The organism is Paenibacillus sp. FSL H3-0469, from assembly GCF_038051945.1.
Lineage (GTDB): Bacteria > Bacillota > Bacilli > Paenibacillales > Paenibacillaceae > Paenibacillus_AQ.
Genome location: NZ_CP150302.1, coordinates 1,919,273 through 1,932,680, shown reverse-complemented (window position 1 = coordinate 1,932,680; position 13,408 = coordinate 1,919,273). Strand labels below are relative to the sequence as shown.

At 54.0% G+C, this 13,408-nt stretch carries 9 protein-coding genes; all 9 read left to right on the top strand.

From position 1 onward, the window contains the following. Positions 1 to 215 precede the first annotated feature (215 nt). The 9 genes from NSS83_RS08610 (at position 216) to NSS83_RS08570 (ending at position 13,230) form a co-directional block, all read left to right on the top strand. Complete coding sequence (locus NSS83_RS08610) at positions 216 to 2,519, top strand: glycosyl hydrolase family 65 protein (RefSeq protein WP_341184822.1); 2,304 nt, start codon at positions 216 to 218, stop codon at positions 2,517 to 2,519. Next, positions 2,519 to 4,855, top strand: a complete 2,337-nt coding sequence (locus NSS83_RS08605) for a glycosyl hydrolase family 65 protein (protein ID WP_341184823.1) — start codon at positions 2,519 to 2,521, stop codon at positions 4,853 to 4,855. Before NSS83_RS08610 ends, NSS83_RS08605 begins: the two co-directional genes overlap by 1 nt. Next, positions 4,855 to 5,484, top strand: coding sequence for a beta-phosphoglucomutase (pgmB, locus tag NSS83_RS08600; protein ID WP_341185253.1), 630 nt, complete (start codon positions 4,855 to 4,857; stop codon positions 5,482 to 5,484). The genes NSS83_RS08605 and pgmB overlap by 1 nt, the downstream gene beginning before the upstream one ends. An 80-nt stretch (positions 5,485 to 5,564) precedes the next feature. Further along, positions 5,565 to 6,365 carry an alpha/beta hydrolase gene (locus tag NSS83_RS08595; protein WP_341184824.1) on the top strand — a complete coding sequence of 267 codons (801 nt, stop codon included), beginning with the start codon at positions 5,565 to 5,567 and terminating at the stop codon, positions 6,363 to 6,365. A 286-nt stretch (positions 6,366 to 6,651) separates the two neighbouring features. Next, positions 6,652 to 8,373 (top strand): histidine kinase, encoded by a 1,722-nt coding sequence (locus NSS83_RS08590; RefSeq protein WP_341185254.1) that lies wholly within the window; start codon positions 6,652 to 6,654, stop codon positions 8,371 to 8,373. Positions 8,374 to 8,386: 13 nt separating this feature from the next. Further along, on the top strand, positions 8,387 to 9,715 hold the full coding sequence (locus tag NSS83_RS08585) for a response regulator (RefSeq protein ID WP_341184825.1): 1,329 nt from the start codon (positions 8,387 to 8,389) through the stop codon (positions 9,713 to 9,715). Between the two features lie 118 nt (positions 9,716 to 9,833). Further along, positions 9,834 to 10,757 (top strand): sugar ABC transporter permease, encoded by a 924-nt coding sequence (locus NSS83_RS08580; RefSeq protein ID WP_341184826.1) that lies wholly within the window; start codon positions 9,834 to 9,836, stop codon positions 10,755 to 10,757. A 1-nt stretch (position 10,758) separates the two neighbouring features. After that, entirely contained in the window at positions 10,759 to 11,631 is an 873-nt protein-coding gene (locus NSS83_RS08575; protein WP_341184827.1) for a carbohydrate ABC transporter permease, read from the top strand. Positions 11,632 to 11,763: 132 nt separating this feature from the next. Next, entirely contained in the window at positions 11,764 to 13,230 is a 1,467-nt protein-coding gene (locus NSS83_RS08570; protein WP_341184828.1) for an extracellular solute-binding protein, read from the top strand. Positions 13,231 to 13,408 lie beyond the last annotated feature (178 nt).

Genomic DNA, 13,408 nt, shown 5'->3' with positions numbered 1-13,408 from the left:
AGCAGCTCCCCCCTGTTCTGGATAGTTCTAGGGGGGGCGGCTTTTTTTGGTTTTCCCGCATGTTAATGATGTCCGTACAAATGCACATAACTCGCTTACGTGCTGACCTTGGTCCTGCGCGGGGTTAGAGATACTCTGGAACTAAAGTGTCCGTTGTTTCCGCTGTGAGCGGAGGAGCAGACCCAAGCATCACATAGCGAAGGAGAGTTTCAATTATGGCAAAAGTAGCAGATCCCTATCTGAAGGTCGATCCATGGGCAATTATTGAGGAGGGCTTTGATCCGGAACGAAACCGGACTTCAGAATCGATTTTTTCACTGGGCAATGAGTATATGGGAGTACGGGGGTATGCAGACGAGGGCTACAGCGGGGATTCTTTGCCGGGCAGCTATTTCAATGGGCTGAATGAGCAGATGGAGGTTGGCAACCACTATAAGGGCATTATCCGGTCGCTGCGGTATATGGTGAATGCGGTAGATTGGCTGCATACCCGGATCTCGGTGGATGGTGAACCGCTGGATCTGGCTCATTCCCGTATTGACAAGTACACCCGCAGACTGGATTTCCGAACCGGGACCTACAGACGGGAATTCATCTGGGAGCTGGCGGACGGGAAAAAGCTGAAGCTCTGCTTCACGCGGCTGGTAAGTATGACTCTGTCCCATCTGGGGTTGCAGCAAATCACGTTCACGCCGCTTAATTTCAACGGTACAGTAGATATTCGCACAGGGCTTGATTTCGGCATGGCTCATGAGGAACACGGCCAGAGCATGTGGAGGGAGTTGCGCAGCGGAGAGGAGGGTACGGTGACTGCCATTATGGCCCGTACGCTGACAACCGGGAATCAGCTGTATTCGGGCTTTGTCCTGAAGTCTCCGCAGGCGCTGCATACGGAGCTTGTGGAAGAGGACCGCTATATCGGGCGGCAATTCTCGCTTATGCTGGCTGAAGGTGAGCCAGCCTCCTTCACGAAGCTGGTGGTCAATGTGACAGGCAGTGATGCTTCAGAGGCAGCAGACTGTCTCTGGACAAAAGGCATGGAGCTTGCAGCAGCGGCGGACCGGCTGGCGGAGGAAGAGGTGCTTGCCGACCAGACCGACTATTGGAGCAGCATCTGGGCCGCCAGCGATATCCGGATTGAGGGCGACCCGGAGAATCAGCAGGGCATCCGTTTTTGTATTTTTCAGCTGTATCAGACCTATCACGGAGATCATCCCGGGTACAACATCGGTGCCAAAGGGTTGACCGGTGAAGCTTACCGGGGGCTTGCCTTCTGGGATACCGAGTCCTACTGTCTGCCATTCTATCTGTTTAATAATCCCAAGGCGGCCCGCAGTCTGCTGGAATTCCGCTACAAGACGTTGCCGGAGGCGCTGCAGCGCGGGCAGGAGGTGGATTGCGCGGGGGCTTTTTATCCGATTGCCACAATAGACGGATCAGAGAGCTGTGACCTGTGGCAGCACTCCAATCTGCAGCTTCATGTCGGGACGGCGGTCGCCTACGGCATCTGGCATTATGTGAAGAACACCGGCGACCTGGAATTTCTCTACAGCAAAGGCGCCGAGATGCTGATTCAGATCAGCCGTTTCTACGCATCCCGCGGCCAGTGGGGTCAACGCACCGGGGAATACGGATATTTCGGCGTGATGGGGCCGGACGAATTCCAGCTGATGGTTAACAATAACTGTTACATCAATCTGATGGCCCAGAAGTTATTCGAATATACGCTTGAAACGGTAGCCCTAATGAAGGCGGAGACGCCGGAGGATTATGCGGCGGTTATAACGGCTACTGCGCTCCGCGAGGAGGAATTGGCCGACTGGGACCACAAGAGTGCCCATATGAAAATCCCGTTCGATCCCGGCAGCGGCATTTACGAGGAGCATGACGGCTTCTTCGATATGCCGCATCTCGACATTCACTCCATTCCGGTGTCCGAGTTCCCGCTCTATGCCAACTGGTCATATGATCGCCTGTACCGTTACGATATGATCAAGCAGCCGGATGTGCTGATGTTCCTGTTCCTGTATAACGGGCAATTCTCCCGTGAGGCAAAGCTGGCGAATTACGAATATTATGAACCGAGATGTATTCATGAGTCCTCGCTCTCTCCGTCCATTCACTCGATTCTGGCCAGTGAACTCGGCAAGCCGGAGGAAGCATACCAATTCTTCGAGTTCGCTACGCGTCTGGATCTGGACAACTATAACCGGAATACCCGGGAAGGGCTGCATACCACATCGATCGCCGCAGCCTGGATGAACATTGTATACGGCTTCGGCGGTATGCGCTCGGATGGAGATTGCCTGTCCTTCCGGCCGGTGCTGCCGCAGCAGTGGAATGCCTACAGCTTCCAGGTGATGTGCAGGGGAGTATTGCTGGGCATTAAGGTAAATGCAGAGTCGGTTTCCTTCAGGGCAGTCAATGGCGGAAGTGCGGAGGTGCTGATCTATGATCAGCGGGTGACCGTGGATGAAGCAGGGATCGAGCTTCCGCTTGCTGAAGGGATGGGTGTGTAATGGACTGGACGGTAAGCGAGCATAGCTTTGAACCCGGGCGGATTACGGCGAACGGCAACAAATATATGATCGGCAATGGCTACATGGGCTTCCGGGGAGTGCTGGAGGAGTTCGGGAAGGAGCAGCTTGCAGCGGTTACGCTAGCAGGAGTGTATGACCAGACGGGCGGCAAATGGCGAGAGCCGGTGAACACCCCGAATGGACTGTATACGGTAGTCAGTGCCAACGGCTGCAAACTTAGTGTGCTGGAGTCCGAACCGCTGGCTCATGCACAGAGCCTGGATCTCCGTGCTGCTATTCACCGGCGGGAGACAATGTTCGGCATCCCGGGAGGCGGAAGGGTGACCCTGACCGCAGAGCGGTTCGCCAGCATGGACCAGCTACACCTGCTGGCCGCCAGATGGACTCTGCACTGTACCGCCGATTGCCGGATCGAGATTACGACTGGAATCGATGGCGCGGTGTGGGATATTAACGGCCCCCATCTGCTGGAGCAGCAGAGCCGCTCGGCCGGAGGGGTGCTGCTGTCAACCGCATGCACCGGTGAGCTGGGGCTGCCGGTGGCGGTAGCGGAGCTTATAGCGTTAGGTACGGCTGAACAGCCGAAGCGGGTTGACGCTGTTATCGAGCTGGATGGAGGGACCGCGCTGCGCCATCTTTCTATAGAAGCCAGGGCAGGTGAGACTTATACATGGTACAAATATGCAGCCGTGTACACGGGGCTCGATGTGAAAGGCTATCCTGCCGAAGGCGGGCCGGATGAGCGGGCGGTGCAGACCCTCCAGGCAGCGGCCGCTACAGGATACGCCGGGCTGCTGGAGGCGCACCGGCGCAAGTGGGCGGAGCGATGGTCACGCAGTGATTGTGTCATTGAAGGCGATGAAGAGGCGCAGTTCGCGCTGCGGTACAGTATGTATCAGCTGCTGATCATTGCACCGATGAAGTCGGAGAAGGTCTCGATTCCGGCGCGCGGCCTGTCCGGGCAGGTCTATAAGGGGGCGGTATTCTGGGATACGGAGATGTTCATGCTGCCCTTTTTCCTGCACAGTGATCCTGGGATTGCCCGCAATCTGATGATGTACCGTATCCACACGCTGGATGGTGCGCGGCGGAAGGCAGCGGAGTATGGATATTTAGGCGCTTTTTATGCCTGGGAGAGTCAGGATACGGGGGATGATGCCTGCACCCTGTTCAATGTGAACGATGTATTTACAGGGCGGCCCATGCGGACCTATTTCCGCGATAAGCAGATTCATATCAGTGCAGATGTCGTGCATGGACTTTGGCGATACGTGACCTTCACTGGAGATGACAGCATCCTGGCGGACGGCGGGGCGGAAGTCATCTGGGAATGTGCGCGTTTCTTCTATTCCTATGCTTACTATAATCCTGTGAAGCGGCGTTATGAGCTGCTGGATGTTACCGGACCAGATGAATACCATGAACGTGTGAATAATAACGTATTTACGAGCGCCATGGTTCAAGAGACACTGAAGATTGCCTTGCAGACAGCTGAGCGGTTGCAGGACAAATATTCTGCCGTGTATAACGGTCTTGCTGAATCTTATGCAGACGGGCCGTTCCTGGATGAATTCACTGCAATGCTGGCACAGCTCTATGTTCCGCAGCCGGACCCGGATACACTGGTGATTGAACAATTCGACCGTTATCTGCAACTGGAGGATGTATCTCTGGCTGAGCTGAAGGCACGGGTCATCCACCCGAATGAGTACTGGGGCGGAGGCAATGGGCTGGCTGCAACCACAAGAATCCTGAAGCAGGCCGATGTGGTGCTGATGTTACATCTGTTCAAGAGCCGGTTCAGCAGGGAAGTGAAGCAGGCCAATTGGGAATTCTATGAGCCGCGAACCGAGCATGGCTCCAGCCTCAGTGCGTGTATCTACGCGCTGGCTGCAGCGGATATCGGCTTGCCGGACTGGGGATATCCGTATTTTATGCGCACTGCCACCGTAGATCTTACCGGTGAGTCGAAGCAGTATGTCGGCGATCTCTATATTGGCGGAACGCATCCGGCGGCGAACGGCGGCGCATGGATGGCGGCAGTGCTTGGCTATGCCGGCCTCAGCTTTGACGGAGAGACCGCCGGGCTCCAGCCAGCCCTGCCGCAAGGCTGGACCGCAGTCGAGCTGCCAGTGATTCTGCGCGGAGGCAGCTTCCGGCTGCGGATCGGCCGCGAAGAGATAACGGTTACGGCCGCGCCGGGCAACAGCGAAGCGGTAAGCTTCGCCGGATTCGGCGGGGAGGCGGTGCTGTGCCCGCCCGGTGCAATCCTGGAGTTAGCGTCTTTAGTCCAATCAGAGAGGAGCATGACATGATGCTGGAGCATATGAAGGGCGCTATCTTCGATCTGGATGGCGTGATTGTAGACACGGCGAAATATCACTATCTGGCCTGGCGCTCGCTCGCCGGTGAGCTTGGCTTCCCGTTCACTGAGGAGGACAACGAGCAGCTGAAGGGCGTCAGCCGGATGCGGTCGCTTGATATTCTGCTTCAGATTGGCGGTCTGAGCTTCGGCGAAGGAGAGAAGCTCGCGATGGCGGAGAAGAAGAACCGCCTCTATGTAGAATATATCTCCAGACTGGACGAATCGGAGCTGCTGCCCGGTGTCAGAGCCTATCTGAATGCGCTGAGAGCACGCGGCGTGGCTATCGCCCTTGGCTCTGCGAGTAAGAATGCAGAATTCATACTGGATAAGCTGAGTATCGCGGGGCTGTTCGATACGGTAGTAGACGGCAACAAGGTCTCGCGGGCGAAGCCGGACCCTGAGGTTTTCCTGACCGCCTGCAGGGAGCTGGGGCTGGGGCCGCAGGACTGTGTGGTGTTCGAGGATGCAGAGGCCGGAGTAGCCGCCGGGAAGGCGGCCGGCATGTACGTGGTCGGGATTGGCCGGCCGGAGCTGCTGAAGGCAGCGGATCTGGTGATATCCGCATTGCATGAATTGTAAGAGCTTGATAGAATGGCTCTTGAGGAACTTTTTTCCTCTATTATCTATTCTATTATAGAAGGAAAGCTTGAGGGATGATAATGGAAACGTTGTTGCTATGGCCTGAAGGGGTGCCTGGAGCGCTGGGAACCAGTCAAGAGGATCAGCCTGCGATCACACCTTATTTAGTTGAAGGCAAAGGGAATGCCGCTGTTCTGGTCTGTCCGGGAGGCGGGTATGCGATGCGTGCCGACCATGAAGGCGGTCCGGTTGCGGAGTGGCTGAATACACTGGGCATCTCTGCCTTCGTACTGCGTTACCGTGTAGCGCCTTATCAATATCCGAGTGCGCTCCAGGATGCGCAACGGGCGCTGCGTACGATCCGCTTCCGTGCGGACGAATTCGGCATTGACCCGGACCGGCTCGGCATTCTGGGCTTCTCGGCGGGTGGACATCTGGCTTCTACCGCCGGGGTAGCTTATGATCTGGGCAATCCTGATCACCCGGAGCCATTGGAGCGGCTGTCCAGCCGTCCTGACCGCCTGATTCTATGTTACCCGGTTATCTCGATGACCGAGGGGGTGACCCATCAGGGCTCGAAGGAGAATCTGCTGGGAGCTGTTCCCGATGCAGAACTGTCGCTTAAGCTTAGCAGCGAGTTCCAGGTAACCCCGGACACGCCGCCAACGTTCCTCTGGCATACCTCTGATGATGATTACGTCCCGGTAGAGAACAGCCTGCTGTTCGCCGCAGGGCTTAGCCGTCATAAGGTTCCATTCGATCTGCATATCTATGCGCACGGTGTACACGGTCTGGGCTTAGCCCCTGATGAGCTGCACACCAAGACATGGACGGATGCTTGTGCCTCGTGGCTGCAATTGCAAGGGTATACCAGAGCTTGAATTTCTGCTGCCAGGTCCGTGCTATAAGTACTATTCACTAAAAACCAGTCACCACGGCAGCTCCGTGTTGTGGCTGGTTTTTGTTTCTGGGTTGATGCAATAGCAAAACTCCATACAAATGGACATAAAGAACTTGGAAATAAACCTGTGTAAGCGCTTGTAGGTTTGTTAAAATATAAGAACTTGTATTATTGGAACTGGAGGTGAATCCAGGGTGTTGTCCACGCTTGTAAAACCCATTGTCAGGCTCAGTGTCAAGCAGCAGTTGATTCTGCTGTTCCTGATCATGATTACGCCTATTCTGATTCTGAACAGCTACGGCAACTACAAGGCAGAGGAGATTTTGAAGCGCCATGTGACCAATGCCTATGTGGAGCTGAACAAGCAGAATCTCGCCATTATTAACAGAGACATCGATACGGTGAACAAAATCACGACCACCGTCATCCAAAATCCGGTCCTGCAGCAGCTCAACATGAGCGGGGATGATACAGTGCTTGAGCGCGTGGAACGTTATGAGACCATCGAGAAGCTGCTCGGCAGCTATTCGCAGGGAGCGGAGCGGGGGGACGGCATCTACTACTCGCTATACGTATATGATCCCGATAACTACTACTTTTTCGCTCCCAATTTCCCGCAGGTGAAGAAGGCGGGGGTTTATTTTTTCTCCAAGGAGGAACGGCCGTACTGGTTCGAACAGGTGGTACAGCAGAAAGGCCGCGGATACCTGATGTTCGCCGAGAAGCTGAGCCCGCAGGCCGAAGATCTGAAGACGCTTACGTATGTCAGGGCCGTCAATAATATCTACCGGGGGGCAGGGACGCTCGGCGTGCTGGTGGTGACCAAGATGGAATCGAAAATCGGTGAATCGCTAAGGTCGATCTCGCTGCCGGACGGGGAAATCTATCTGACGGATATGAACAACCGTGTACTGGCCTCAACCACGAATTCAACCGGAGAGGTGATCGTCCTGCCGGACGGCTCGGAGGCGGGAGATCCGGAGGGAACCGAGGATATTATCACTGATGACTTCATCTACGTGGTGAACAACAATCATGCCTTTGAGCAAAAGCTGGTCTACAAGGTGCCCGTCAAATCCCTGCTCCAGCAGCAGAATGAAATGAAACGCGTTATTCAATACATAACGGTGGCCTACGCGCTGTTCGGATTGATCATCATTACCTACTTCTGGCGTTCGCTGATGACCCCTTTGCAGAAGCTGGCTTTTTTTGTACGCAAGTATGAGCCGGGCAACCGTGTGCCCGAGACTCCCCGCAGAGGAAGCAACGATGAGGTCAGTGTGCTGATTACCGCCACGTATGATATGGCCCGCAGGCTCAACAGCCTGATTATGTACAAATACCAGATGGAGCTGAAGCAGAAGGAATCGCAGCTGCAGCTGCTCTATCAGCAGATCAACCCGCATCTGCTATACAATACCCTGGAGAGTATTTATTGGAAAAGCTCGCTCGAAGGCAACGTGGAATCCGCGGAAATGATCAAGGAATTATCCAAGCTGATGAAGATCAGCTTAAGCCGGGGCCGGGAGCTGATCACGCTCGAAGAAGAGCTTGAACATGCCAGTGCCTACATCAAGCTCCAGCAGCACCGGCATGATTATGTGTTCGCCGTTATCTGGAATATCGCTCCCGGGACCACCAGGAATCTGATTCCCAAGATCACCCTGCAGCCCCTGATCGAGAATGCCATTATCCACGGGGTTAAGCATATGGAGGAGGACGGCGAGATCATCATCAGCTCTGTGCTGGAGGATAGCCGGATTCGGATTACCATTGAGGATAACGGCTATAAGCAGGTCGATTATAAGGCTATCGAACAGATTCTCCATGACGACAGCCCGAACCCGGTGAACGGCTACGGTATCCGCAATATCCATCAGCGTGTGCAGCTGCATTTTGGCGGAGATTGCGGGATCAGCTACGGACCACGCGAGCGCGGAGGCACGATAGTAAGTGTGATCCTTCCGAAGTCAGAGACTATAGAGTAGAGGAGAGAGTACGGTGTTCAATATACTGGTTGTTGATGATGAGCCGCTCATTTGCAAAGGACTAAGCAGCCTGCTGGCTGCTTCCGGGTTGGATATTGACCATATCTATACAGCCGGCAGCGGGTATGAGGCACTGGATTGTATTCGTATGGAGGAGATCGATCTGCTTGTGACCGATATCCAGATGGGGGCTATGAGCGGGATCGAACTGATGCAGCATGCCAAAATGACCAGGCCCTGGATGCAGACGATCGTCATCTCTGCGCATGAGACCTTTCAGTATGCCCAGATGGCCGTCCGGCTGGGGGCGAGAGATTATCTGATCAAGCCCTTGAACAGTGAGCAGTTCCTGGATTCGGTGCGCAGTGTTGTTCTGAAGATGAATAGACCGTCGCCGGAGCTGGCTACATATATGGATGGTAATGGGGACCGCTTCCGCCTGGAGGAGCCGCTTCCCGAGTACAGTGAGCTGCTGAATAGTCTGCTTACGGAGACCGCGGCGGTGCTGGGGACAGAGGAGAAGCGGCGCAAGCTGGATGAGCTTAGTCTGCAGGGACCATTTTTTGCGGTGATCAAAATCAGGCTCCCCCTGCCGCAAGACCGGCCTGAGCAGAGGTACACTACCCGTGATCATGGCCTGCTGCGCTACGCCGCCTTGAATATTGCCAAGGAGCTGTTGGATCAGGAGTGGAATTCCACCGCCTTCTATTCGCCGGACCAGGAAATCACCATAATCATCCAGTGGGATGAGCAGAGCTACGAGGAGCCGTCCACCGGCCAGCTGAGCCGGCTGGAGGTGCTGGGCCGCAGCCTTCATTACAATATTAACCGCTATTTGCAGCTCCGGGCCGTCATCGGCATCAGCCAGATTCTGAAGGGGCTGAGCTTCATGGATGTGCTGAACCGGCAAGCCTCGAAGGCGATCCTCTGGAACAACGAGCATGCCGATCATTATGTGTTCTATTATGGGGATTTCAACTGGAATAACTACGCTGCTGATCCGTCGCCCGAGGAATTGCATACGCACAGCAATCTGATCGTGCAGAAGGCGAAGGAGTACATTGACGGGAATTACGCCCAGAAGGGGCTGACGATTCATGAAGTAGCGAAGAAGAATCATGTCAGTCCCAATTACCTGAGCTATTTGTTCAAGAAGAATACAGGCTATAACCTGTGGGAATATGTCATTAAGCTGCGGATGGAGGACAGCCGGGAGATGATTCTGAACACCGATCTGCGGCGGTATGAGATTGCGGAGCGGGTAGGATACGAGTCGCCGGAGCATTTTAGCAAAATTTTCAAAAAATACTTTGGGTTCAGTCCCAGCGAACTGAAGAAGTAAGAACGCTTACGATTGCCATAGATATAGACATGTTAAGTCTCGCCCTCATTTCCTACAATGAAGACAGGAGGCGCTTTCCCATAAAGTGCTGAAAGACGACAGGAATGAGGGAGCCGGAATGAATCAGTCTGCTGCGTTACACGATCACCTTCCAGCGGAGCTGGAGAACAAGCCGTACAAGCAGAACCGCTGGAAAAAGAATTATTGGGGCGTGATGTTTCTTGTCCCCGCTTTGATTATCTTCATTATGTTTATGTGGGTGCCTATCTTCAAAGGGTTCCTGTATAGCTTCTACACCGTTGATTTCGTCAAAGGGAATACCTTCGCCGGCCTGGACAATTACGCCAGGGCGCTTACCGACCCCGATGTACTTATTGCTGTCAAAAACACCCTGTACTATATGCTGCTCTGCCTGGTGATCGGCTTCTGGGTTCCGATTGCCTTTGCCATTGCCATCTCCGAGCTGCGGAAATTCGGCGGATTCGTGCGCGTTGCCGCGTATTTGCCATATGTCATGCCTGCTGTAGTCCTATACGGGCTGTGGCGTTGGCTGTATGATCCCGTTGGACCGATCAATGCGGTCATCGGCAGCACCGGAGCGGAGCAGATCGCCTTCCTGACCGATACCCGGTGGTCGATGATCTCGCTGGTCTTCATGGAGACCTGGCAGCAGTTCGGCTCGGGGATGCTGATCTATCTTGCTGCGGTGCTCAGTATTCCCCGGGACTGGTATGAGGCCGCCGAGATTGACGGAGCCGGAGTATGGGCGCGTATCCGCCACATCACCCTGCCTTCACTGCGCAATCTGATCCTCCTGATGCTGATTCTTCAGGTCATCGCCACCTCTCAGGGCTACCAGTCGCAGATGGCCTTGCTGGACGGAGGGCCGAACAATGCTACGCTGACGTATGCGCTGCTTATTGTGAAGTATGCTTTTACCAGACTGGATTATGGTACGGCGACTGCGCTGGGGATGCTGATGTTTGTTGTTCTGGGCGGTTTGGGCATTCTTCAGTTCAAGCTTAACAAGGAGGACAACTAGGATGAAGAGCGCAGACAGAGGGATTCTCTCGGAGCATGATCTTAAGAAAACCAGCAACAGGGTGGTATACGGAATTATGGTGCTGTTCATTGTCCTGATGATATTCAGCATGCTGTATCCTATCCTCATGACGATGTTCAACGGGTTGAAGTCGAATATCGAGGTCAATTCCTTTCCGCCGCATTTTTTCCCGCAGGAATGGCATTTCGGCAATCTGAAGGATGCGCTGGATTATATCGATCTGGCCATGTTTCTGCGGAACACCCTGTATATTTTTGCAGGAAATATGGTCGCTACCTTAATTGTGCTGGGACTCGCGTCCTTCAGTATCTCACGGATGCATGTGCCTTACCGCAAGGCCTTCTATTTTTTCTTCCTGATGACCCTGTTCATTCCGGCTACGAGCTATATGATTCCGAACTTTGTTAATCTAAAGGAGCTGGGCCTGCTCAATCAATATGCGGCCTTCTGGCTGCCGGCAGGCGCGAACACGTTCTTTTTCCTGCTGCTTAAGAATTTCTTTGACGGGATTCATCCGGAGATTCTGGAAGCGGCGCGGATGGACGGGGCCTCGGAGCCGAGAAGCTTCTTCACCATCGCGGTGCCGCTGTCGATTCCGATTTTTGCAACACTGGCGATCTTCATCTTCTCCACAGCCTGGAATGACTGGTTCTGGCCGTCGCTGGTTATGCACAGTGAGGAGAAGTATACGCTCGCTACCGCCATCTACAAGTACGTTATCAATGTAAAAGCGCTGAATACGAACATCAAATTTGCGATTCTGTTCATTGTCTCTCTGCCGCCGATCCTGGTGTTCCTGGTCTTCCAGAAGTTCATTATGCGCGGGGTTTCATTGTCAGCGGTCAAAGGCTAGGCAGGAAGGAAAAGATCCGGCAGAGATCGTAAACCTGCACATGAAGGGAATATAAATACACCTCGTTTGTAACCGGTTTCTCTTTTAAGATGAACTTGTAAGCTCATTATGATATGGAAAAGGGGAGTTACCATGCGTAAAGTTTCCAGCATATTCGCCTGTCTCCTGGTCACGGGGACCTTATTGTCCGCCTGCGGCGGCAATAATAACGGGAACAAGCCGGCGGCCAATGGAGGGGAGGGGACACCTGCACCAGCGGAAACCCAGGCGGCCGAAGAGTCAGCCACTCCGTCTGCAGCACCGGCTGACGATATCACCCAGAGAAAGGTAACAATTAAAATCCACTATCCTACGCCGGACCTGACCGAGGTGAGAGCGCAGGAGGATGACAAAATCAAGCGGTTCCAGGAAGTCTATCCGAATGTGGAGATCGTCAAGGACGACTGGCAGTATAATGTAAGCGAGATCGGGGTGAAGATGGCAGCGAACGAAGCGCCTACCTTCTTCAACACGTATGCCACCGAAGCCAAATTCCTGATTGAGAAGGGCTGGGTTGCCGACATCACCGATCTGTGGAACAACTATGAGTTCAAGGATCAGATCAATCCTGTGCTGCAGAACCAGTTCATCATTGACGGCAAGGTGTATGGGGTTACGCAGAAGGGTTACGTCACTACAACAATGATCAACAAGAAGATGCTCGATGACAAAAGTGTAGCCGTACCTCCAATGGATTGGACCTGGGACGACATGCTGAACACAGCCAAAGGAGTGGCCGATCCCAAGAAAGGTATCTCCGGGATTGCCCCGATGGGCAAAGGCAATGAAGCCGGCTGGAACTGGACCAACTTCCTGTTTGAAGCAGGCGGGGAGATTCAGAAGATTGAAGGCGGCAAGGTAGTGGCAACCTTCAATTCCGAAGCTGGGATCAAAGCGCTGGATTTCTACAAGAAGCTGAGATGGGAAGCCAAAGCGGTTCCCCAGGATTGGGCGCTTGGCTGGGGGGATGCTGTGGGCGCCTTCCAGCAGGGCCGCACAGCGATGGTTATGGCCGGGTCTGACGGTGTCATCGAACAGGCGCTCAACCAGGGCGGGTTCAAGCCTGAGGATGTGCTGACCTATCCGATGCCAGCGGCAGAGAAGGGCGGCAAGCATACCGGCGTACTCGGCGGCGACTATCTGGTCATCAACCCGAATGCCAGCAAGGATGAACAGGAGATGGCCTTCCGTTATATTACCTTCGACTATTTCTCAGATAAAGGACTGGAAGCGCTCGACGCCATTATCAGCCAGCGTAAAACGGACGGCAAATATTATATCCCGCCGCTTCTGGATTACTATGCTGCCGATTCCGACTTCGGCAAGAAGACCAAGGCCGTCTATGACAAGTACGATATTGTATATCAGTATAGTCCCGAAATCATGGCGCTGCTGGACGGCAAGCCCGAAGCCCAGTACAACACTCAGGACTATTATGCAACGATGTCCAACGTGATCCAGGAGCTGTTCGCCAAGGAGGGCACAGACTCGAAGGCCCAGCTTGATGCAGCGGCCGCAACGGTTCAGCAGAAATTCTTCGATACGATTAAGGTGGAGTAGTTTAAGCCCCTCTAGAGTCGGGGCGAAGGATGAACGGGACGGGAGACAGCAGAGATGCTGTCTCCTTTTTTGAAAGCTCAGATTTATATGTTTTGGGGCCCCGCAAAGTACCTGAGTCAACACCTACGCTAAAGCTCCACTACCCTGGAAGTAACTTTACTTCCCCATTTCCATCTTC